Annotated in this window: 21 protein-coding genes; 16 read left to right on the plus strand and 5 right to left on the minus strand. The window is 70.1% G+C overall.

Going from position 1 to position 22,351, the window contains the following annotated elements; genetic code table 11:
- Together SALPAC3_RS25995 and SALPAC3_RS0117070 are read left to right on the plus strand one after the other, a co-directional pair.
- Positions 1-3,060 (plus strand): HAMP domain-containing protein (locus SALPAC3_RS25995; RefSeq protein WP_033774878.1); only part of this gene is annotated, 3,060 nt, incomplete at its 5' end.
- Positions 3,057-3,614 (plus strand): response regulator, encoded by a 558-nt coding sequence (locus SALPAC3_RS0117070; protein WP_018222422.1) that lies wholly within the window; start codon positions 3,057-3,059, stop codon positions 3,612-3,614. The genes SALPAC3_RS25995 and SALPAC3_RS0117070, both read left to right, overlap by 4 nt.
- A gap of 3 nt (positions 3,615-3,617) precedes the next feature.
- Here SALPAC3_RS0117070 and SALPAC3_RS0117075 read toward each other — a convergent pair whose 3' ends face one another.
- Positions 3,618-3,941: an STAS domain-containing protein gene (locus tag SALPAC3_RS0117075; protein ID WP_018217216.1), complete on the minus strand. Its 324-nt coding sequence runs from the start codon at positions 3,939-3,941 to the stop codon at positions 3,618-3,620.
- Positions 3,942-4,077: 136 nt separating this feature from the next.
- Here SALPAC3_RS0117075 and hemL point away from each other — a divergent pair, with 136 nt between their 5' ends.
- From hemL to SALPAC3_RS0117120, 9 genes are all read left to right on the plus strand, one after another.
- Positions 4,078-5,415, plus strand: coding sequence for a glutamate-1-semialdehyde 2,1-aminomutase (gene hemL, locus SALPAC3_RS0117080; RefSeq protein WP_018222423.1), 1,338 nt, complete (start codon positions 4,078-4,080; stop codon positions 5,413-5,415).
- Positions 5,415-6,068: a histidine phosphatase family protein gene (locus tag SALPAC3_RS0117085; RefSeq protein WP_018222424.1), complete on the plus strand. Its 654-nt coding sequence runs from the start codon at positions 5,415-5,417 to the stop codon at positions 6,066-6,068. Before hemL ends, SALPAC3_RS0117085 begins: the two co-directional genes overlap by 1 nt.
- On the plus strand, positions 6,068-6,643 hold the full coding sequence (locus SALPAC3_RS0117090; protein ID WP_018222425.1) for a TlpA family protein disulfide reductase: 576 nt from the start codon (positions 6,068-6,070) through the stop codon (positions 6,641-6,643). The genes SALPAC3_RS0117085 and SALPAC3_RS0117090 overlap by 1 nt, the downstream gene beginning before the upstream one ends.
- Positions 6,643-7,500 carry a cytochrome c biogenesis CcdA family protein gene (locus SALPAC3_RS0117095; protein ID WP_018222426.1) on the plus strand — a complete coding sequence of 286 codons (858 nt, stop codon included), beginning with the start codon at positions 6,643-6,645 and terminating at the stop codon, positions 7,498-7,500. The genes SALPAC3_RS0117090 and SALPAC3_RS0117095 overlap by 1 nt, the downstream gene beginning before the upstream one ends.
- A complete protein-coding gene (resB, locus tag SALPAC3_RS0117100; protein WP_018222427.1) occupies positions 7,500-9,137 on the plus strand; it encodes a cytochrome c biogenesis protein ResB in 1,638 nt (545 codons plus the stop codon). Before SALPAC3_RS0117095 ends, resB begins: the two co-directional genes overlap by 1 nt.
- Positions 9,137-10,114 (plus strand): c-type cytochrome biogenesis protein CcsB, encoded by a 978-nt coding sequence (gene ccsB, locus SALPAC3_RS0117105; protein ID WP_018222428.1) that lies wholly within the window; start codon positions 9,137-9,139, stop codon positions 10,112-10,114. Before resB ends, ccsB begins: the two co-directional genes overlap by 1 nt.
- 84 nt (positions 10,115-10,198) lie before the next feature.
- Positions 10,199-11,659, plus strand: coding sequence for a menaquinone biosynthesis decarboxylase (locus SALPAC3_RS0117110; protein ID WP_018222429.1), 1,461 nt, complete (start codon positions 10,199-10,201; stop codon positions 11,657-11,659).
- Complete coding sequence (gene mqnP / locus SALPAC3_RS0117115; protein WP_018222430.1) at positions 11,659-12,609, plus strand: menaquinone biosynthesis prenyltransferase MqnP; 951 nt, start codon at positions 11,659-11,661, stop codon at positions 12,607-12,609. The genes SALPAC3_RS0117110 and mqnP overlap by 1 nt, the downstream gene beginning before the upstream one ends.
- Positions 12,610-12,664: 55 nt before the next feature.
- On the plus strand, positions 12,665-13,294 hold the full coding sequence (locus tag SALPAC3_RS0117120; RefSeq protein WP_018222431.1) for a UbiX family flavin prenyltransferase: 630 nt from the start codon (positions 12,665-12,667) through the stop codon (positions 13,292-13,294).
- A 100-nt stretch (positions 13,295-13,394) separates the two neighbouring features.
- Here SALPAC3_RS0117120 and SALPAC3_RS0117125 read toward each other — a convergent pair whose 3' ends face one another.
- The gene (locus SALPAC3_RS0117125) at positions 13,395-13,667 is read right to left on the minus strand and encodes a BldC family transcriptional regulator (protein ID WP_018217206.1); all 273 of its coding nucleotides are present in this window, start codon (positions 13,665-13,667) and stop codon (positions 13,395-13,397) included.
- 289 nt (positions 13,668-13,956) lie between these two features.
- Between SALPAC3_RS0117125 and SALPAC3_RS0117130 the strand changes: the two genes are divergently transcribed.
- A complete protein-coding gene (locus SALPAC3_RS0117130; protein WP_018222432.1) occupies positions 13,957-14,415 on the plus strand; it encodes an Lrp/AsnC family transcriptional regulator in 459 nt (152 codons plus the stop codon).
- A 156-nt stretch (positions 14,416-14,571) separates the two neighbouring features.
- Positions 14,572-15,672 carry an L-cysteine desulfhydrase Cds1 gene (gene cds1, locus SALPAC3_RS0117135; RefSeq protein ID WP_018222433.1) on the plus strand — a complete coding sequence of 367 codons (1,101 nt, stop codon included), beginning with the start codon at positions 14,572-14,574 and terminating at the stop codon, positions 15,670-15,672.
- Between the two features lie 33 nt (positions 15,673-15,705).
- Here cds1 and SALPAC3_RS0117140 read toward each other — a convergent pair whose 3' ends face one another.
- From SALPAC3_RS0117140 to SALPAC3_RS0117150, 3 genes are all read right to left on the minus strand, one after another.
- Entirely contained in the window at positions 15,706-17,097 is a 1,392-nt protein-coding gene (locus tag SALPAC3_RS0117140) for a DEAD/DEAH box helicase (RefSeq protein ID WP_018222434.1), read from the minus strand.
- A 197-nt stretch (positions 17,098-17,294) separates the two neighbouring features.
- A complete protein-coding gene (locus SALPAC3_RS28410; protein WP_050563700.1) occupies positions 17,295-17,876 on the minus strand; it encodes a superantigen-like protein SSL4 in 582 nt (193 codons plus the stop codon).
- Between the two features lie 531 nt (positions 17,877-18,407).
- Positions 18,408-20,015 (minus strand): C40 family peptidase, encoded by a 1,608-nt coding sequence (locus SALPAC3_RS0117150; protein ID WP_232430523.1) that lies wholly within the window; start codon positions 20,013-20,015, stop codon positions 18,408-18,410.
- Positions 20,016-20,281: 266 nt separating this feature from the next.
- On the opposite strand from SALPAC3_RS0117150, the gene mqnE reads away from it, so the two are divergent.
- From mqnE to SALPAC3_RS0117165, 3 genes are read left to right on the plus strand one after another with little or no spacing between them, the layout of a single operon-like run.
- Entirely contained in the window at positions 20,282-21,451 is a 1,170-nt protein-coding gene (mqnE, locus tag SALPAC3_RS0117155; RefSeq protein ID WP_018222436.1) for an aminofutalosine synthase MqnE, read from the plus strand.
- A gap of 37 nt (positions 21,452-21,488) precedes the next feature.
- A complete protein-coding gene (locus SALPAC3_RS0117160) occupies positions 21,489-21,911 on the plus strand; it encodes a hypothetical protein (protein ID WP_018222437.1) in 423 nt (140 codons plus the stop codon).
- A gap of 35 nt (positions 21,912-21,946) precedes the next feature.
- Positions 21,947-22,279 (plus strand): DUF4229 domain-containing protein, encoded by a 333-nt coding sequence (locus tag SALPAC3_RS0117165; RefSeq protein ID WP_018222438.1) that lies wholly within the window; start codon positions 21,947-21,949, stop codon positions 22,277-22,279.
- Positions 22,280-22,351 lie beyond the last annotated feature (72 nt).

Consider the following 22,351-nt stretch of genomic DNA (forward strand, 5'->3'; position numbering starts at 1 on the left):
GCCGACGAGGTGACCCGGGTGGCGCAGGAGGTGGGCGTCGAGGGGAAGTTGGGTGGTCAGGCTGACGTTCGGGGCGCTGCCGGCACCTGGAAGGACCTGGTCGACTCGGTGAACACCATGGGTTCGAACCTGACCGCACAGGTCCGCAACATCTCGCAGGTGTCGACGGCGGTGGCGACGGGTGATCTGGGGCAGAAGATCACGGTTGACGCGCAGGGCGAGGTTCTGGAGTTGAAGAACACCGTCAATACGATGGTGGATCAGTTGTCGTCGTTCGCCGATGAGGTGACCCGGGTGGCCCGGGAGGTGGGTACCGAGGGGAAGTTGGGTGGTCAGGCCCAGGTGAAGGGGGTCTCCGGGACCTGGCGGGACCTCACCGAGAACGTCAACCAACTTGCCGGCAATCTGACCAGCCAGGTCCGCAACATCTCGCAGGTGTCGACGGCGGTCGCGCGGGGTGATCTGGGGCAGAAGATCACGGTTGATGCGCAGGGCGAGGTTCTGGAGTTGAAGAACACCGTCAATACGATGGTGGATCAGTTGTCGTCGTTCGCCGATGAGGTGACCCGGGTGGCCCGGGAGGTGGGTACCGAGGGGAAGTTGGGTGGTCAGGCCCAGGTGAAGGGGGTCTCCGGGACCTGGCGGGACCTGACGGACAACGTGAACTCGATGGCGTCGAACCTGACCTCGCAGGTGCGCAACATCGCCTCGGTCACGACGGCGGTCGCGCGGGGTGATCTGGGGCAGAAGATTACGGTTGACGCGCAGGGCGAGATTCTGGAGTTGAAGAACACCGTCAATACGATGGTGGATCAGTTGTCGTCGTTCGCCGATGAGGTGACCCGGGTGGCCCGGGAGGTGGGTACCGAGGGGAAGTTGGGTGGTCAGGCCCAGGTGAAGGGCGTCGCCGGGACCTGGCGGGACCTCACCGAGAACGTCAACCAGCTCGCCTCCACCTTGACCATTCAGCTGCGTGCGATCGCCGAGGTTTCCACCTCGGTGACCCGCGGCGACCTGACCCAGCAGATCGCGGTCGAGGCGCAGGGGGAGGTCGCCGAGCTTACCGACAGCATCAACCAGATGATCGGGACCCTCCGCGAGACGACCACGGTCAATGCCGAACAGGGCTGGCTGGACTCCAACCTGGCCCGGATCGGTGGATTGCTGCAGGGGCAGCGGGATCTCGGCGAGGTCTGTCGCATGATCATGATGGAGGTGACGCCGCTGGTGGACGCGCAGCTCGGCGCGTTCTTCCTGATGGATGACGCCGAGGGGAACTTCCGGTTGCGGCTTACCGCCTCGTACGGCTACGTCGCTCGTGGCCAAGACGTGACGTTCGGCCCCGGCGAAGGGCTGGTCGGCCAGGTGGCGCTGTCTCGGCGCACGATCCGGGTCCGCGGGTCGGCGGAGAGCCGGCTCCGGCTCCGCTCCGGGCTCGCGGACACCCCACCGGCTGATCTGGTGGTGCTACCGGTCATCTTCGAGGGCGAGTTGCTCGGCGTGATCGAGTTCGCCAGCGTGACCGCCCTCTCCGACCTGCACCTCTCCTTCCTGGAACGACTCGTCCTCACCATCGGCGTCGCGGTCAACACCATCCAGGCGAACCGGCGTACCGAGGAACTGCTGGCCCAGTCGCAGCGGCTGGCCCACGAGCTGCAGGAGCAGTCGGCCGAACTGCAGCGGACGAATGCGGAGCTGAAGGAGAAGGCGAAGCTCCTCTCCGAGCAGAAGGGCAACATCGAGACCAAGAACCGGGAGGTCGAGCTGGCCCGGCTGGGCCTGGAGGAGACGGCACAGCAGCTCACCCGGGCCTCGGCGTACAAGTCGGAGTTCCTGGCCAACATGAGCCACGAGCTGCGTACGCCACTGAACTCGTTGCTGCTGCTGGCCCGGCTGTTGGTGGAGAACCCGGAGCGGAACCTCAGCCCGAAACAGATCGAGTTCGCCCGGACGATCCACAACGCCGGCACCGACCTGCTCACGCTGATCGACGACATTCTGGACCTGTCCAAGATCGAAGCTGGTCGGACGGACGTCGAGCCGGCTGAGCTTCGGTTCACCGAGGTCCGCGGCTATGTCGAGCAGGCGTTCGCCCCGCAGGCGGAGGAGAAGGGCCTCGACTTTGAGGTCCGGGTCAGTCCGGAACTGCCGAAGGAGATCGTCACCGACGTGCAGCTGCTGCAGCAGATTCTGCGGAACCTGCTCTCCAACGCGATGAAGTTCACCGACACCGGGGCGGTGCGGTTGGGGATCGCCCCCGCGCCGGAGCCGGCGGTCTTCGACGTGCCGGCGTTGACCAACGCGCGGCAGGTGGTCGCCTTCGCCGTCATGGACACCGGGATCGGCATCTCCGACGACAAGCTGTCGATCATCTTTGAGGCCTTCCAGCAGGCCGACGGCACGACCAGCCGCCGGTACGGGGGCACCGGCCTGGGCCTGTCGATCAGTCGGGATCTGGCCCGGCTGCTGGGCGGCGCGATCGGCGTCTCGTCGGTGCCCGGGCAGGGTTCGACCTTCACCCTCTTCCTCCCCGACGTCCTGGCCCCGGATGCGGTCGTGGCGCCGGCACCGCCCTCACCCGGCCGGGCCGGTCTCCCGTCGTCGCTACTGATGCCCGCCGTGGAGTTGCTGCCCAGCACCGCCGAGGCGGCGGCGACCCGCCAGCTGGCCGGCGCCACCGTGCTGATCGTGGACGACGACGTGCGTACGGTCTTCGCCCTGACCAGTGCCTTGGAGTTGCACGGGATGACCGTGCTGTACGCGGACAACGGGGCCGACGGCGTACGCCTGCTGGCCGAGCATCCAGAGGCGGACATCGTACTGATGGATGCCATGATCCCCGATCAGGACGGATACGAGACGACGCGGCAGATCCGCCGTAACCATCGCTTCGCCGACCTCCCGATCGTCTTCCTGACCGCGAAGGCGATGCCCGGTGATCGGGAGTCCGCGCTGGCGGCCGGGGGCAGCGGATACATCACCAAGCCCGTTGACCTGGACGAGTTGATCGAGCTCATCTCGTCCTGGATCAGCGGAGGCCGGAGCGAGGAGGGCCCATGACGCAGCTGGCGAAGGCGCTGCTGGTGGATGATCGGCGGGAGAACCTGACGGCCCTGGAGGCGATCCTGCAGGGGCTCCAGGTCCAGTCGGTCGCCGTGGAGAGCGGCGAGGCGGCGCTGAAGCGGCTGCTCGTTGACGACTTCGCGGTGATCCTTCTGGATGCCCAGATGCCGGAGATGGACGGCTTCGAGACGGCGAGTCACATCAAGCGGCGGGAACGAACCCGGCACGTGCCGATCATCTTCCTCACCTCCGCGGACCAGGACGCCCAGCTGGCGATGCGGGGATACGCCGCGGGGGCGGTGGACCACCTCACCAAACCGTTCGACCCGTGGGTACTGCGGGCCAAGGTGTCGGTCTTTGTCGACCTGTGGGTGAAGACCGGGCAGCTGACTGCGCAGTCGACCCTGCTCCAGGAGCAGGAGACCCAGCGGCGGCTGCTAACCGACGCCATTGACGAGGCCACCGCGTTGCTTCGCGCCGAGACCGACCCGGCGGCGGTGCAGCGCGCGATCGGCCTGCTGGAGCAGGCCCGCTGGGGCAACATCGGCTGAGAATCAGTCGTCGCGAATCATCAGGGCGCTCCGCAGGCCGGTGATGTCGAGGACGCGGCGCAGGAACTCGGCCACGTTGGTGAGGACCAGCAGACTCTGGGAGTGACTGGTCTTGCGGCTGAGCACGACCAGCGTGCCCAGACCCTGCGAGTCGCAGAAGGTGACGGCCGCCAGGTCCAGCACAATCCGTGGGGGCGGTTCGGTCAGCACCTCGTTGACGACGGTGGAGAGCTGGGCGGCCGTCATCATGTCGATCTCACCGGCGAGGCGAAGGACAACCTCGTCCCCCAACCGGTGTAACGTGATGGACAGTTCGGCACGATCCACCCGGCCAGCCTAACGCGGCCGGTCGACGCCACCATGACGGCGAGTTGCCGCGGCCCCGGCCGCGGTGTGGCGGTAACCCATGGGTCCCCGGGGTGCCTGCCGGTCTGCCCGCCGACGCTGACACAATGGCGACATCGTGACCGACGTTTTCCCTGCCGGACCCGGCCGCTACCCGGCCGCCGCGCCGGCCTCCGAGGCCCTGTTCGACCGCGCCTGCGCTCTTGTGCCCGGCGGGGTGAACTCCCCTGTCCGCGCGTTCCGTGCCGTCGGCGGCACTCCGCGCTTCATCGTCCGAGGGGAGGGGCCGTGGCTCTACGACGCCGACGGGCGGCGCTACGTCGACCTGGTCTGCTCGTGGGGCCCCATGATCCTCGGGCATGCCCACCCCGCCGTGGTGGAGGCCCTTCGCTCCGCCGCCGCGCTCGGCACGAGCTTCGGCGCCCCCACCCCGGGTGAGGTGGAACTGGCGGCGGAGATCGTTGACCGTGCGCCCGTCGAGCAGGTACGGCTGGTCAACTCGGGGACCGAGGCCACCATGTCGGCGATCCGGCTGGCCCGGGGCTACACCGGCCGTACCCGGATCATCAAGTTCGCGGGCTGCTACCACGGACATTCGGACGCGTTGCTCGCCGCCGCCGGTTCCGGTGTCGCCACCCTCGGCCTGCCCGACTCGCCGGGCGTGACCGGCGCGGCGGCCGGGGACACCATCGTGCTGCCGTACAACGACCTCGCCGCCGTCGAGGCGGTCTTCGCCGCCGAGGGCCCGCAGATCGCCGCGGTGATTACCGAGTCCGCCGCCGGCAACATGGGCGTGGTCGCACCCCGCGACAACTTCAACCAGCGCCTCGCCGCCCTCGCCCACGCGAACGGTGCGCTGTTGATCGTGGACGAGGTCATGACCGGCTTCCGGGTCTCCCGCGCCGGGTGGCACGGCCTCGACCCCTGCGCCGCCGACCTCTGGACCTACGGCAAGGTCATGGGGGGAGGCCTCCCCGCGGCCGCCTTCGGCGGGCGAGCGGAGATCATGTCCCAGCTGGCTCCGGCCGGCCCGGTCTACCAGGCCGGCACCCTCTCCGGTAACCCGCTCGCCTGCGCCGCCGGGCTCACCACGCTGCGACTCGCCGACGATGCCCTCTACCGCCGGCTGGACGAGACGGCCGCCGTCGTGGGCCGGCTCGCCAGCGAGGCGCTCGCCGCCGCCGGAGTGCCGCACCGGCTGTCCTCCGCCGGCAACATGTTCTCAATCTTCTTCACCGACGCCGACGTCTTCGACTACGCCACCGCGAGTGCCCAGCAGGTGCCCGCGTTCAGGGCGTTCTTCCACGCGATGCTGGCGGCCGGCGTCTACCTGCCGCCGAGCGCCTTCGAGTCGTGGTTCGTCTCGGCGGCGATTGACGACGCCGCCCTGGAGCAGCTCGCCGCGGCGCTGCCAGCGGCGGCGGCAGCGGCAGCCGCGGCAGGTCACGGGGGGTAGTGACGGTGAGTAAGACAGTGGTCCACGTGCTGCGACACGGTGAGGTGCACAACCCGGAGGGCATCCTGTACGGGCGGCTGCCGGGCTTCCGCCTGTCGGAGTTGGGCGTGCAGATGGCGAAGGCCGCCGCGCAGGGCCTCGCCGAGCGGGAGGTGGTGCACGTCGTCGCCAGCCCGCTGGAGCGCGCCCAGCAGACCGCCGAGCCGATCGCCGCGCAGTTCGGGCTTCCGATCGGGGTCGACGAGCGGTTGATCGAGAGCGCGAACTGGTTCGAGGGTAAGAAGGTCTCACCCGGCGACGGTTCGTTCCGCGACCCGCGAAACTGGTGGGTGCTGCGGGACCCGGTCACCCCCTCCTGGGGCGAGGCGTACCGCGCCATCGCGGAGCGAATGCTCGCCGCCCTACAGGCCGCTCGGGAGGCTGCGCAGGGGCGGGAGGCGGTGCTCGTCTCCCACCAGCTGCCGATCTGGACGCTGCGTCGATTCGTCGAGCGAAAGCGCCTCTGGCACGACCCGCGCAAGCGGCAGTGCGGGCTGGCCAGCCTCACCACCTTTCACTTCGAGGGGGCGAAGGTGGTCGGGATCGGCTACACCGAGCCGGCCGCCCACCTGATCGCGATGTCGTCGACGGCTCGGACCGCCAAGGGGGCCTGATGACTCTCCGGAGGTGGGCCGCCGGTCTGCTCGCCACCCTGGTCGCGGTGGCACTCGCCGCCTGCGCCACCCCGGACTGGGGGCAGGCCTGCGGTACCAACTCCGACGGCGTGATCGAGTGCGCTCCGGATCAGCGTTCTGCCGCGCCCGAGCTCGCCGGTGAGCTGCTCGAAGGGGGCAGCTACGACGTGGCGCAGGACCGCGGGCAGGTCGTGGTGGTCAACTTCTGGGGCTCGTGGTGCGCGCCCTGCCGAGCGGAGGCCGATGACCTGGAGGCCACCTACCAGGCCACCAAGGGCTCCGGGGTGACCTTCCTCGGCATCAACGTGCAGGACAGCCGGGACAAGGCGATCGCCTTCGAGGAGGGCCGGGTCACCTACCCGAGCATCTTCGATCCCGGCAGCCGACTGGCGTTGGAGCTGGACATCCCACCGAACACCATCCCGGCGACGGTTGTGCTGGACCGGGACGGGCGGATCGCGGCGGTGATCCGGGCCGCAGTCCGGCAGGAGGGGCTTCAACCGATCGTCGAGCGGGTCGCCGCGGAGTCGCCCGCCTCGACCGGCGGCCACTGATGGGCGAGACGTTCCGGGAGATCGCGCAGTCCGGCCCACTGCTGCTCGCCATCGGCACGGCGGCGCTGGCCGGGCTGGTCAGCTTTCTGTCCCCGTGCGTCCTGCCGTTGATGCCCGGCTACCTCTCCTACGTGACCGGTCTGGCCGGCGCCGACCTGGAAGGTCGGGGAGCGGGCGACGACTCCCGTCGCACGCCACCGGTGGCCGGGGGAGACCCGGGGGGCGGCGCCGGGGCGGTCGCGGTGCGGGAGCGGACCGCCCGGCTTGGGACCGCGGCCGTCAAGGGCCGGGTGCTCGCCGGCACGCTGCTGTTCATCGCCGGCTTCACCGCCGTCTTCACCGTCACCGCGGTCCTGGTCACCACGGTCGGCCAGGTCCTCTTCGCCCACGAGCGGACGCTGGAGATCGTCATCGGCGGCGTGGTGGTGCTGCTCGGACTGGGCTACCTCGGTGTGGTCCCGGGGCTGCAGCGCGAGCTGCGTATCCAACGGCTGCCGGCCGCCGGGCTGCTCGGCGCGCCGGTGCTCGGCGCGGTCTTCGCGCTCAGCTGGCTGCCCTGCACCGGCCCGACCCTCGGTGCGGTGATGGGGATGGCCCTCGTCGAGGGGCAGACCAACCGGGCAGTGGTACTGGCCGTCGCGTACTGCCTTGGGCTGGGGGTGCCGTTTGTCCTCTTCGGGCTGGGGTTCCACCGCCTGCTCGGGGTCTTCCAGGCGGTACGTCGCAACAGCCGGTGGGTCACCCGGATCGGCGGCGGATTGCTGATCCTGATCGGCCTCGCGCTCATCACCGGTGGGTGGACCAGCTTCGTGACCCTGCTGCAGACCACCTTCGGGACGGGCCAGGTAAGCATCTGATGACGGTCACCGACGACCGGCCGGCACCGCCGGCCGAGACCCCCCGGCGCCGCCCCAACCCGGTACTGGCGCTGCTGCGTAACTCCTGGCGGCAGCTCACCAGCATGCGTACCGCGCTGGTGCTGCTCTTCCTGCTGGCGATCGCCGCGATTCCCGGGTCGGTTCTGCCGCAGCGCGGCGTCAACCCCGAGGACGTCCGGGACTACTTCGTCGCGTACCCCGATCTGGCGCCGGTGCTGGACCAGCTCGGCGCCTTCGACGCGTTCGGCTCGGTCTGGTTCTCCGCCATCTACCTGTTGCTCTTCACCTCGCTGGTCGGCTGCATCACGCCCCGGCTGCGTGAGCACGTCCGTGCCCTGCGGTCCAAGCCACCCGCGGCGCCGAAGCGGCTGGACCGGTTGCCCCAGCACACCGTGTTCGCGGCCCCGGCCGGTGGCGCGCCGGCGATCGCCGCCGTGCTGCGCCGGCACCGCTGGCGGGTGGCGGTACGCGGCGACGAGGTGTCGGCCGAGAAGGGCTACCTGAAGGAGACCGGCAACCTGCTCTTCCACGCCTCGTTGGTGGTGGTGCTCGTCGGTGTCGCCCTCGGCTCCTGGTACGGCTGGAGTGGTAACCGGGTCCTGGTCGCCGGCGCGGACAACGCCTTCTGCAACACGCAGCAGCAGTACGCCGAGACGTCGTTCGGCCCCCAGGTGGCCAGCGCCGATCTGCCCCGCTTCTGCCTGCAGCTGGACGACTTCGAGGCGAGGTTCCTGGAGTCCAACGGCCAGCCGGAGTTCTTCAACGCCAAGGTGACCGTGGACGAGAACGGCGGCACCCCCCGCCCGGCGGAGTTCTCGGTGAACTCGCCGCTGCGGCTGGACGGGGCGAACGTCTACCTGCTCGGCCACGGATACGCCCCGGTGGTCCGCTACACCGACCGGTTCGGGCGGAGCCAGACCAGCCCGAACCCCTTCCTGAGCACCGGGGACATCGGCTTGACCGGGGAGGGGCTGGCGGCCTTCCCGGACGCGAACGTCGACCCGGCCACCGGTGAGCGGGACCCGGAGCTCCAGGTGGCCTTCAGCGGTCTGTACCTGCCGACCGCCCCTCAGCAGGCTCCGTTCGTCCGTTCGGAGTTCCCGACCGAGCGCAATCCGCTGCTCAATCTCGTTGCTTACCGGGGCAATCTGGGGCTGGATGCCGGTATCCCCGGCTCGGTGTACAAGCTGGACCAGCGGCAGGTCGACGCCGGCCGGGTCAAGGAGGTCGGCACCCAGCTGCTTCAGGTCGGTGAGGTCTGGACCCTGGACGACGGCACCACGTTGGAGTTCCTGGGCACCGAGCCGTACATCGTCCTGTCCGTAAGGTACGACCCGGGCTCGACGCTGCTGCTTATCAGTTCGGGCACGCTGCTGCTGGGCCTGATGGGCTCGCTCTTCGGCCGCCGCCGGCGGGTCTTCTTCCGGGTACGCCCGGCTGACCCCGCGGGTGAATCTTCGACGCCCGGTAGTAGTTTGGTCGACGCCGGTGGTCTGCCGCGCGTTGACCATCCCGGCTTCGCCGACGAATTCACCCGGCTCGTCGCGGCGGTCAGCGGAGCCGGGCGGCGGGCCGATCCTGATGGGCCGGCCGGAGCGCGAGTAGGAGCCGAGTGATGTCCGTACTCTCCGACCAGCTGGTGACCTTCTCGATCCTGGCCTACCTGGTCGCGATGGTGGTGCACGCCGTCGAGTACGCGCTGGGCAACGCCCGCGTTCGCGTCGCCCCGCCCGCCCGCGAGCTGGTCGGCGCCGGGGTCGGGGCGGCCCGCGGTGCGGGTTCCGGGCCGGAGCCGACCGTCCGTGCTGCCACCGCCGCTCAGCGGACCGCCGCCCGCGCCCGGATGGCCGGCCTGGGCGCGGTCGCTGTGACCGTGCTGGCCGCCCTGCTGCACCTCGGTGCGCTGATCGCCCGCGGGGTCGCGGCCGACCGGATGCCCTGGGGCAACATGTACGAGTTCGTCCTGACGGTCTCCTTCATCGGGGTCGCCAGTTGGTTCGTCGTGCTCTGGAAGCGCCCCACGCTGCGCCGGCTCGGGCTGCTCCTGACGCTGGTGATGGTGCTGCTGGTGGCCACCGCCGAGCTGCTGCTCTACACCCCGATCGTGCCGCTGGTGCCGGCGCTCAACTCCTACTGGTTCATCATTCACGTCGCCACGATCGTCTTCAGCTCCGGCATTTTCCTGCTCGGCGTGGTACCAGCGTGCGCCTACCTGATGCGGGCCGGCTACGAGCAGGGTCGGCGCAGCTTCCCCTACCTGTTGGCGAAGCGCATGCCGGCCGCGGCGGCCCTGGAGCGATTGACCTTCCGGCTGCACGCCTTCTCGTTCCCGATCTTCACCTTCGCGGTGATCGCCGGCGCGATCTGGGCCGAGGCGGCGTGGGGTCGTGCGTGGGGCTGGGACCCGAAGGAGATCTGGGCGTTCATCTCCTGGGTGGTGTACGCCGGCTATCTGCACGCCCGAGCCACCCCGAGCGTCAAACGGAACGTGGCCACCTGGCTCGCGATCCTGGGTTTCCTCACCGTGATGATGAACCTCTTCGGCGTGAACATCTTCTTCGAGGGGCTGCACTCCTACGGCGGCCTCGACTGATCCCGGAGCACGACACGTGCTCGAGGCCCCGTTCCCGCACCCCGGCTGGGGTGGTGGGCCGGGCGGTGGGGGAGACTTGCGGGTATGGCGGCTCGTGGCTTTCCGTACTCCGATCTGAAGGACTTCCTGGCGGCGCTGGAGCGCGCGGGTGAGCTACGGCGGGTGGACGTCCCGGTGGATCCGACGCTGGAGCTGAGCGAGGTCGTCACCCGGACGGTTCGGGCCGGGGGCCCGGCCCTCCTCTTCGAGCAGCCGACCCGGGGCGAGATGCCGGTGGCGATCAATCTGTTCGGCACCGAGAGGCGGATGGCGATGGCGCTCGGCGTCGAGTCGCTGGACGAGATCGGGGCGCGGATCGGCGCGCTGGTGCGGCCGGAGTTGCCGGTCGGCTGGAGTGGTATCCGGGAGGGCCTCGGCAAGGTCATGCAGCTCAAGTCGGTGCCGCCGCGCAAGGTCAAGACGGCCCCCTGCCAGCAGGTGGTGTACCGGGGCGACGACGTCGACCTGAACCGGCTGCCCGGCCTGCAGGTGTGGCCCGGTGACGGGGGGGTCTTCCACAACTACGGGTTGACCCACACCAAGCATCCCGAGACCGGCGCGCGCAACCTCGGCCTCTACCGGCTTCAGCAGCACAGTCGGAACACGCTGGGCATGCACTGGCAGATCCACAAGGACTCCACCGCCCACCACGCGGTCGCCGAGCGGCTCGGCCAACGGCTGCCGGTCGCCATCGCCATCGGCTGCGACCCGGTGATCTCGTACGCCGCGAGCGCCCCACTCCCCGGTGATATCGACGAGTACCTGTTCGCGGGCTTCCTGCGGGGGGAGCGGGTCGAGATGGTCGACTGCCTGACCGTGCCACTCCAGGTGCCGGCGCACGCCCAGGTGGTGCTTGAGGGCTACCTGGAGCCGGGTGAGCGGCTGCCCGAGGGGCCGTTCGGGGACCACACCGGCTACTACACGCCGGTGGAGCCGTTTCCGGTCCTGCACGTCGAGACGATGACCATGCAGCGCAACCCGGTCTACCACTCGATCGTCACCTCGAAGCCGCCGCAGGAGGACCACGGTCTGGGCAAGGCCACCGAGCGGATCTTCCAGCCGCTGCTCAAGCTGCTCATCCCGGACATCGTCGACTACGACCTGCCGGCAGCCGGGGTCTTCCACAACTGCGCGATCGTGTCGATCCGGAAGCGCTACCCGAAGCACGCGCAGAAGGTGATGAACGCGATCTGGGGCGCGCACCTGATGTCGATGACCAAGCTGATCGTGATCGTGGACGAGGACTGCGACGTACACGACTACAACGAGGTCGCGTTCCGGGCCTTCGGCAACGTGGACTACACCCGGGACCTGCTGCTCACCGAGGGGCCGGTGGACCATCTGGACCACGCCTCGTACCAGCAGTTCTGGGGCGGTAAGGCCGGCGTCGACGCCACCCGCAAGCTTCCCAGCGAGGGCTACACCCGGGGCTGGCCCGAGGAGATGACCATGTCCCCCGAGGTGGTGTCGCTGGTCGACAAGCGCTGGAAGGAGTACGGCATCTGATGTCCGGCTTCTCCGATCCGCGGGACCTCGCCGTCCCGGCCCGCGCCGCATCGGCCAGCGCGGACTCGCGCGGGCGGATCCGGGCGTTCCTCGACCTCGTGGCGATCGAGCACTCCGTCTTCGCGCTGCCCTTCGCCTACCTCTCCGCCTTGACCGCGATGCAGGTCAACGGCGGTCAGGTGCGCTGGCTCGACCTGTTACTGATCACCGTGGCGATGGTCGGGGCGCGGACGTTCGCGATGGCCGCCAACCGGATCCTGGATCGGCGGATCGACGCGCTGAACCCGCGCACCGCCAACCGGGAACTGGTGACCGGGGCGGTCAGCCCGGGTACGGCCTGGGCCGGCGCGGGCGTCGCCCTGGCGGTCTTCCTGGTCGCCGCCGCGCTGCTGAACCCCCTCTGTCTGGTGCTGGCGCCGCTCGCGGTCGTACCGCTGGTCGGCTACCCGTACGCGAAGCGGTTCACCAACTGGCCGCACGCGGTCCTGGCGGTGGCGCAGGCGGTCGGCCCGGTCGGTGCGTGGCTCGCGGTGACCGGTACCTTCGCCGGCTCCGGGCCGGCCTGGCTGCTCGGGGTGGCGGTCGGGCTGTGGATCGGCGGTTTCGACCTGATCTACGCCTGTCAGGACGCCGAGGTGGACCGGGAGATCGGCGTGCACAGCGTTCCGGCCCGGTACGGGCTGCGGTTCGCGTTGCACGCGTCCACCGTCGCGCACGTGGTGACCTTCGTGCTCTTCGTCTGGTTCGGCGCCCTGGTCGGCTTCGGCTGGCTCTGGTGGATCGGGCTGGCGCTGACCGCGGTCGCCTTCGCCTACCAACACGTGGTGGTGAGCCCGACCGACCTGAGCCGGGTCAACCGGGCCTTCTTCACCGCGAACGGCTTCGTCGGGATCGCGCTCTTCGGCTTCGCCCTGCTTGACCTGGTGGTACGCCTCGGGCTACGGCCCTGACCAGGGAACCGGGGGTGCCCGTCGGCGGCCGAGGGTGACCAGGCAGGCTGGGACCATGCGTGAACCATGGGTGGTTGGTGTCTCCGGAGCCTCCGGCACGCCGTACGCGGCTGCTGTCCTGCGGGCCCTACTGGACGCGGGCGAAGCCGTTGATCTGATCGTGTCCCGGGCGGCCCGGCTGACCATCCTGGACGAGACCGGGCGGTCGTTCCGGGACGGGCACTGGGCGGAGGACCTCGCCGCCTGGTTGGGGCGCGACCTGAGCGGAGCCGATCTCCGGCACTGGCCGGCCGGCGATCTCGCCGCCGGGCCGAGCAGCGGCTCCTACCGGGCACGTGGGATGGCGGTCGTCCCGGCGAGTACGGCGGCCTGCGCCGGGATCTCCATCGGGCTCTCCAAGGACCTGTTGCAACGCGCTGCCGAGGTCAACCTCAAGGAGCGCCGCCCGGTGGTCGTCGTGCCGCGGGAGACACCGGTGACCCGGAGCCACCTGGAGCACCTGGTCGCGCTGCACGACGCCGGTGCGGTGGTGCTGCCCGCCAGCCCCGGTTTCTACGGGGCGGGAGCGGAGGCCTCCGCCGCCCAGCTGGTCGACTTCGTCGCCGGGAAGGTGCTGGATGCCCTGGGTGTGCCGCACACGCTCTTCCGGCGCTGGGCGGGTGAGTTGGGAGCGGCGCGTTCCTGAGCTGACGGTGGCGGCGCGTTCCTGAGCTGACGGTGGCGGCGCGCTCCCGAGCTGACGGTGGCGGTGCGGAGCGGGCGGCGATCACCCGCCGGCTACCGCCTCAGTACATCCCGGCGTTGGCCGGGCCGGGTCCGGGGCCGGTCGGGGCGGCGGGACCAGCGTTGTTCGGTCGCTCCATCCCCTCCGCCTCATCCAACATTCCCTCGCCCTCGAGCAGGGCCCGAACTTCGGATTCCCGAAATCGGCGATGCCCGCCCGGAGTTCGGATGCTGCCTATCCGGCCAGCCGCCGCCCACCTGGTCACAGTCTTCGGATCCACCCGAAACAGCGCGGCGACCTCACCCGGTGTCAGCAGGCGATCTCCAGTGTCCACAGCCCCCTCCTCGCATCGACGAAGCCCCCGGCTGAACACACTGCCCCCGGCGGTGCGAGCCCAGAGCCGTCATGAGGGACGTATGGCAATTACAGCACCGGCAGCCAGTCGTGTCCGCCGAACGCGAGAAAAGCACTGATCAGGAGGTTAGGCAATGGTACCCGTAGCTGTGCCCTGTTGCGGTTGGTTCGTCAACAATGGCAGGGCGCGGGGCCGACCATCGGGACCGGACGCCCGAGGGTGGGTCAGTGCTATTAGGGTCTGTCAGTGCTACTAGGGTCTACAGTCCGTGGACGCGATCGACCTGAACATTATCGAACTGCTGCGGGGCAACGCCCGCCTCTCGTACGCCGAGCTTGCCCGCCAGGTGGGCCTATCGGCACCAGCAGTGCATGAGCGGGTCGGCAAGCTGGAGTCCAGTGGAGTCATCCGTGCGTACCGAGCCGAGATCGAGCCGGAGAGCATCGGGCTGGGCGTGACCGCCCTGATCGAGATCATTGAGGAGTCCGCCGCGGACACCGACGACGTGCTGGAAGCATTCCGCGCCATTCCGGAGATTGAGTCCTGCTATTTCATGGCCGGCGTGGAGTCGTTCCTGCTCAAGGCGAGGGTCGGCACCATCGGGGAGTTGGAGGCGCTGATCGTACGGTTGAACCGTACTCCCGGTGTCGCCTCCACCCGTACCGGGATCGCCCTGTCGACCAAGTGGGAGAACCGCCCCCAGCCCGTCGGTACGCCGCCGGCCTGACCGGCCAGCTCGCCGCCGACCCGAGCCGATGCGGTAGACCACGCCTCGTGACCTCCCCCGGGGGTCAACCCGCCCGTCGGGCCCGGTCGACCCCCGCGCAAAGCTCTGTCACTGCGCGCGGGCCAGGATCAGGCCGCGGCGGCCCGGCTTGCTAGGTTGCTGGACGTGACTCATCTGGACCGGTGTGACGAGGCGAGCCGGGGGTGGGTGACCGAGGCGATTGCCGCCGTGGAGGCGGACGCCAACCGGTCCGCCGACACCCATCTGCTGCCGTTCCCCCTGCCTCGGCCGTGGGGTATCGACCTCTACCTCAAGGACGAGTCGGTGCATCCGACCGGCTCCCTGAAGCACCGGCTGGCCCGATCCCTGTTCCTCTACGGGCTCTGCAACGGGTGGATCGGCCCGGGTACCACGATCGTGGAGGCCTCCTCGGGGTCGACGGCGGTCTCCGAGGCGTACTTCGCCCGGATGCTGGGGCTGCCGTTCATCGCGGTGATGCCGGCGTCCACCTCGCCGGAGAAGATCGCGAAGATTGAGTTCCAGGAGGGGCGCTGCCACCTGGTAAACGACCCGGCCAAGGTGGTCATCGAGGCTCGGTGGCTGGCCGAGGACACGGGCGGCCACTTCATGGACCAGTTCACGTACGCCGAGCGGGCCACTGACTGGCGGGGCAACAACAACATCGCCGAGTCGATCTTTTCGCAGCTGGCGTTGGAGCGGCACCCGGTGCCGGCGTGGGTCGTGGTCGGAGCCGGTACCGGCGGCACCAGTGCCACCATCGGCCGGTACACCCGCTTCCGGCGGCTGCCCACGAAGCTCTGCGTGGTGGACCCGGAGAACTCGGCGTTCTATCCGGCCTGGCAGGCCTCCGACTGGTCGGTGCGCACCGGCCGCGGCTCGCGAATCGAGGGCATCGGGCGGCCGACGGTGGAGGCATCCTTCCTGCCATCGGTGGTGGACCGGATGGTGCAGGTGCCCGACGCCGCCTCGCTGGCCGCGATGCGGGCCGGCTCCGCGGTGCTCGGCCGCCGGCTCGGCGGCTCGACCGGCACCAACCTCTGGGGTGCCTTCGGCCTGATCGCCGGCCTGCTCGCGGAGGGGAAGACCGGCTCGGTGGCCACGCTGATCTGCGACGCCGGAGACCGCTACGCCGACACCTACTACGCCGACGACTGGGTGGCCGCCCAGGGGCTGGATCTCGCCCCACATCTGGCGACCATCGAGCGGTTCCTGGCCAGCGGCGCCTGGCCGGCCTGAGGAGTGCCCTCCGGCCGGCCCGGCGCCGGCCGGTCAGTAGGTGTTCGCTGCCGGGCGGCCGCCGAACCGCCGATCCCCCGATCGCCGCTCCGACCGGCCTTCCGTCGACCGGCCCGAGTGGCGGCGATCGCCGGAACGTACCGGTTCGCCGCGGCGGTGACGGTCCGGGAATCGGCGAGCCCCGTCTGGCCGGCCAGCGCGTCGGCGCGGCTCGGGCTCGGGCTCGTCCCGAACTGGTACGCCGCTCGGTTCCCGGGCTCCGGTCAGCTCGGCCAGCGCTGGGTCACCGGCTCGCACCCGGGTCTGTGCCGGGGCCACCCCCGCCTTCTCCAGCATGGCGAGGGTGCCGCGGCGTTGTTTCGGCAGTGCCAGGGTCGCCACCGCGCCGGTCTCGCCGGCCCGTGCGGTCCGCCCCGCTCGGTGCAGGTAGTCCTTCGGATCCTTCGGCGGGTCAACGTGCAGTACCAGCGATACGCCGTCGACGTGGATGCCGCGGGCCGCCACGTCGGTGGCGACCAGGACATTCGTACGGCCTTCCCGAAACTCGGCCAGGGTGCGGGTACGCATCCGCTGGGTCTTGCCGCCGTGCAGGCCGCCGGCGCGCACCCCGACTGCCGCGAGCTGCCCCACCAGTCGGTCCACGCCGAGTTGGGTCCGGGCGAAGACCATCGTCCGCCCCTCCCGGGCCGCGATCGACGCGACGACCGAGAACTTGTCCTGCGGTGGGATCAGCAGCAGGTGATGATCCATCGTTTCCACCGCCGCCGTCGGTGGCGCGGTCGAGTGGGTGACCGGGTCGGTCATGAAGCGCCGTACCAGCGCGTCCACGTCACGGTCCAGGGTGGCCGAGAAGAGGAGCCGCTGCGCGTCGGCGGGGGTCTTGGCCAGAAGTTCGGTGACCTCGGGCAGGAACCCCATGTCGGCCATCTGGTCCGCCTCGTCCAGCACGGTGACCTCAATGTCGTCGAGGCGGCAGACGCCCCGCTCAATGAGGTCAGCGAGCCGGCCAGGTGTGGCCACCAGCACCTCGACGCCACGTCGTAGGGCACTGATCTGCCGGTCGTAGGGCACTCCGCCGACCGCGGTCCGCAGGAACACCCCGATCGCCCGGCCGAGCGGGAACAGGGCGTCGCTGACCTGCATAGCCAGCTCCCGAGTCGGTACCAGCACGAGCGCGCGCGGGTGTCGGGAGCGGGCCCGTTCCCCGTCCGCCAGCCGGGCGAGCAGGGGGAGGCCGAACGCCAGCGTCTTTCCGGAGCCGGTCTGGCCGCGGCCGAGTACATCGCGGCCGGCGAGCGCATCCGGCATGGTGGCGCGTTGGATCTCGAACGGAGTGGTGATCCCCTGCCGGGCCAATGTCCGGACCAGGGGTTGGGGCAGGCCGAGCGCGGCGAAGTCGACGAGTTCGGGGGCGGATGGGGGCATGCCAGGGTCGATCGACGTGGTCAAGAATGGCCTTTCGAGTGGGGCGCATCTTCGCGATGGCCGCCGCGACGAAATGCCGCCGGATCACCCGCAAGATCGCCCATGGGCGCGCGAAGGGGCACGCCAGGTCAGTTTCCGCGCCAGTGTACGGCGATGACCCACCGCGCCGTACACCCGCCGGGGCACAGTGGGCGGGCTCACCCGCTGGACAGGTTCTCGAACGCACCGTCCAGCGCATTGTTGGCGATGAGGACGACCACCACACCGATCGCCACCAGCAGGGCGAGCGAGGCGGCCAGGGCGGCCAGCACCCGGGTGTTGCTGGGACGTTGCTCGTTCGATATCTCTGTCCGGCCCTGGGCGAGGATATGCCCGGTCAGGGAGCCCGAGTTCTCCACCGGGTTGACCGGGAAGGCGACGGTGGACAGGCCCGACCCGTCACCGTAGAGGCTGCTCAGGTCACCCTCATACGGGTTTTGGTGCCCGATGCCCGGCCGTTGCTGGTGGTTGGTTGGGGGGAGGGCTTGGGTGGTGGCGGCCGAGGCCGGGGTGGGGTGCTGGTGGTTGGTTGGGGGGAGGGCCTGGGTGGTGGCGGCCGAGGCCGCCGGCGGTGGTGACTCCGGGTGGACCTCGGAGATCGGCGATGTCGCGGTGCGCGGGGTGGGGAGTGGGCCGGGCGCGGAGGCATTGGCTCGCCCGGACGGTCCGGTACTGCCGCCGGAGGCGGCCGGTGGTGGCGGGAACGGGGAGGTCGGCGCCGGGTCGGTTGGCGCGGGCACCGGCGGCCCAGGTGGCGCCGGTGTCGGGGGTATCGGGGCAGGTGGCGCCGGCTGTGGTCGGATCGGCCCCGGCGGGTGGGGACCGGGGGCCGGCGCCGGCTCGGGTGCCGGTGGAGCTGGGTCTGGAACGGATGGCTCGGGTGGCTGCACCGGCTCGGGCGGTTGCACCGGCTCGGGTGGTTGCACCGGCTCGGGTGGTTGCATGGGCTCGGGTGGCTGCACCGGCTCGGGCTCTCTGGGGCCAGCCTGGTGGTAGACCCAGGCCTGCCCCGTCGCCGGCCGAATAACCGTCGTGTCCGTGGCGGATGGGTCCACCGGGTCGTTCTGTTCGGCCATGTTCGCCCTCCGCGCCGTGCTCGCACCCGGACTCGTGCCACCCGAGCCGGGAATGCCTGGTCTCACCGTGCCACATTCCGTCCAGGTAGCACAGCCGGAGCAGGGCTACCGGACATCTGCCGGGCCACCCCAGGTGTCCCGGCTACGGATGTGGCGCTGACCCGTCGGGCCGGCTGGTCGGCGCGGTCGCGCCGGCTACGGCAGGAAGGCGCCGAAGTTCAGCCGGAATGAGCTGTCGTAGCCCAGCAGGAATGAGCTCTCGGTCGGTACCGCTGAGGACGAGACGGTGGGGGACGGGGGTGCCGAGGATGAGGTGGTGGGCGGTGGGGTACTGGTCGGAGACGCCGAGGGCGAGGCGGTGGGGGACGGAGTGGTGCTGGGGCTGGTCGTGGGGGGCGGGGGGCTGGTTGGCGAGGTCGAGGGCGATGGGGTGGTGCTGGGGCTGGTCGACGGCGACGGCGTGGTGCTGGGGCTCGTCGAGGGCGATGGGGTGGTGCTGGGGCTGGTCGACGGCGGCGGGGTGCTCGTGGCCGAGGGGGACGGTGTCGGCTTCGGGGTGGTCGAGGCGGTCGGCGTGGGCGTCGGGGTTGACGTGGGCGCGGGGACCCCGTCGACCACTCGTGTCGCCGCGTAGAGGCGCGACCAGGTCACAGTTGAGATCTTGACCACGTCGCCGCTGCTCGGGGCGTGGACCATCCGCCCGCCGCCGATGTACATGCCGATGTGATGGATGCTGGTCCAGCTCGACCCGGAGGCGAAGAAGAGAAGGTCACCGGGGAGTAGGCCGGTCCGCGGAACGGTGCGGTTTCGGGTCGCGTAGTACTGGTCGCGGGAGACCCGGGGCAGGCTGCGGTAGCCGGCCGAGCGGTAGGCAGCCCAGATCAGGCCCGAGCAGTCGAACCGATCCGGTCCCTCGGCCGCCCAGAGGTACGGATCACCGAGCTGATCCAGCGCGTAGCCGACCGCCGCACGGGCGGTGGGGTGCGCCGCGAGCCCGTTCGCCGTTTCGTCGGCGACCCACTGCGCGCCGAGCGCCTGCTCCGCCGCCTCCTGCTGACGCTCCAGCTCCAGCAGTTGGGCTTCGTTGTCCCGGCGGAGAGTGGTGAGCTTCGCCTTCTCGCTCTGCAACGCCTGCTCGGTGCTGGCGTAGGAGGTGTTGACGGAACGTAGCCGAGACTGCGCCGCTGTCATCACCTGCTGCGCGGCCTGCTCGTCGGCGCGGGCACGGTTGAGCTCCCGGGTCGCCGCGGTGCTCTCCCCGCCGGCGACGTCCTTCCCCCGGGCGAGGCCGGAGAGCTCGCTCAGATCCTGGAGATCGTCGGCGAAGGGCGCGGAGGGTAACGCCGCAGCCGCCTTGAGCGCGTCGGCGGCCGCGGCATCGGCGCGCGACTGGGCCTTGGCCAGCGCGGTCAGGGCCACGTTCAGCTCCTGCTCGGCGGCGACCAGCTGCGCCTCCGCCTCGGTGCGCTGCTGCTTCAGCAGGAGTAGCTCGTCGCTCAGCTGGCCGATGCGGGCCTCGGCCGCGTAGATCTGGGTGGCGAGTGGCCCGTTGATGAGGTTGTTGACCGGCGTTGTGGCCGACGGGGCAGGCGATTCACCGCCGGGCAGGCTCAGTGGGCCGGACAGGACCGGGCGGGCGCCGCTGTCGGGCACGGTGTCGGGCAGTGGCGGATCGGCGTAGACCGGCGCGCTGAGCGCACCGGCGGCGATGATGCCCAGCAACGCGGACCAGAGCTTTGGACGGAGCACCGGCGAGATCACTGGGCTTCGTCGAGGTCGCCGTCCGTAGCTGCTGTCGCCCATTCCGCTCCTTGTCTGGGTTAATCCGTGCATTGGGGGCACACGGTGCCCGGACGCTACCAGTGGTGTGTCGCACTCGGCTTCACCCTGTCCTACCGCAGATGAGCAGCGATGTCGATGTATGGCCGGGTTACGAGTGGCTGAGAATTCGGCTGACGGCGACGGAGGAGAGCGGTGAGGTTCGTCGCGGCCCACCGCCCGCGCTGACCGCTGGTTCCTCGGCCCACGTAGGCTCGACCGGGACCGCAGGCGGAAGGACGGGGCTGGAGATGGACGCCGGACTCAAGCGCGAGCTCGAAGCGAAGGTGTACGCCGGCGAGCGGCTGACCCGCGCGGACGGGATCGCCCTCTACGACAGCGACGATCTGACCTGGCTGGGTCGGCTTGCCCATCACCGGCGGACCGAGCGCAACGGCGACCGGGTGATGTTCAACGTCAACCGGCACCTGAACCTGACCAACGTCTGCAGCGCCAGCTGTGCGTACTGCTCGTTCCAGCGCAAGCCGGGCGAGAAGGACGCGTACACGATGCGGATCGACGAGGCGGTCCGCAAGGCCAAGGAGATGGAGGACGAGCAGCTCACCGAGCTGCACATCGTCAACGGGCTGCACCCCACCCTGCCGTGGCGCTACTACCCGAAGGTGCTCCGTGAGCTGAAGGCGGCGCTGCCGAACGTCCGGCTCAAGGCCTTCACCGCGACCGAGGTGCAGTGGTTCGAGAAGATCAGCGGACTGAGCGCCGACGAGATCCTGGACGAGCTGATGGACGCCGGTCTGGAGTCGCTGACCGGCGGCGGTGCGGAGATCTTCGACTGGGAGGTGCGGCAGCACATCGTTGACCACGCCTGCCACTGGGAAGACTGGTCCCGGATCCACCGGCTGGCGCACAACAAGGGCATGAAGACCCCGTCAACCATGCTGTACGGGCACATCGAGGAGCCCCGGCATCGGGTTGACCACGTGCTGCGGCTGCGGGAGCTGCAGGACGAGACCAACGGCTTCGTGGTCTTCATCCCGCTGCGCTACCAGCATGACTTCGTCGACTCGGCGGACGGCAAGATCCGTAACCAGATCCAGGCGCGGACGACGATGGCCTCGCCGGCGGAGTCGCTGAAGACGTACGCGGTGTCCCGGCTGCTCTTCGACAACGTCCCGCACGTGAAGTGCTTCTGGGTGATGCACGGGCTCTCGGTCGCCCAGCTGTCGCTGAACTTCGGCGTGGACGACCTGGACGGCTCGGTGGTCGAATACAAGATCACCCATGATGCCGACTCGTACGGCACGCCGAGCACCATGAACCGGGCTGACCTGCTGGACCTGATCTGGGACGCCGGGTTCCGCCCGGTCGAGCGCAACACCCGGTACGACGTCGTGCGCGAGTACGACGCCGCGCCCTCGCTCGCCGACCGTCGCGCGCAGCCGCAGCAGGTGTGGGCCTGATCGTCCTGGCCGGCGGTTCGCGTACCCTCGTAGGGCCATGACCGAGCAGCGCAACAGAATTCCCCGGCGAGATGCCGAGGGGCGGGTGCTGACCCTGGGTGACCTGCTCGGGGTGAGCCTGGCTGGCTGGGTCATCGGGGTGCTCGCGTTGGTGGCACTGGACTGGGGCTTCACCTCGCTCAGTTCGGGGGAGTTCGGCCAGGCCAACGGGTGGTTGGCGGTGATCCTGCCGGCCTGGCTCTACTGGGATGACTTCCGCGCCTGGGGGTTTGGCGCCGCCCGGGTGGTGGCGGGCCTGGTGGCCGGGGCCGTGGGGCTGACCCTCGGCTTGGTGGTGGCCGGCCTCACCGCTGACCTGCCGCCGGTGGTCTCCGGCGGGTTGGGCGCGGCGGCCTTCACCGTCGGGTACGCGGTGGTGTGGTTCCACGGTGTGCGGTGGCTGGCCCGGAGGACGGGCTGAGGTCGCCCGTCGACGGCGGAGAACGGAGTACGGAGATGAGCGCGGCGGTCAAGTACACGCTGGGCCGGATCGGGCTGTTTGTCGTCGTGCTGGCGGCCCTCTGGTTCGTGGAGTTGAATCTCTTTATCAAGTTGATGGTGGCGTTGATCTTCTCGGCGGCGCTCGCCTTCTTCCTGCTGCGGCCGTGGCGGGAGGAGATGGCCGAGGAGATGGCCGCCGCCGCCGAGCGACGGCGCGCGGAGAAGGAGCGGCTGCGTTCGGCGCTGGCCGGCGAGGACGACGCCGGGACGGGCTCGGCGGAGCGGGGCGGCGAGGACGCCACCGGGATGGGCTCGGCGGAGCAGGGTGGCGACCCGCCGAAGTCCTGACCTCGGGCCGGGATCCCATCAAATTTACGCATGGAAGAATATTGATATGACCATGCGCTGGGTGGTGGAGTG

The sequence above is a fragment of the Salinispora pacifica DSM 45544 genome (assembly GCF_000378845.1).
Lineage (GTDB): Bacteria > Actinomycetota > Actinomycetes > Mycobacteriales > Micromonosporaceae > Micromonospora > Micromonospora pacifica.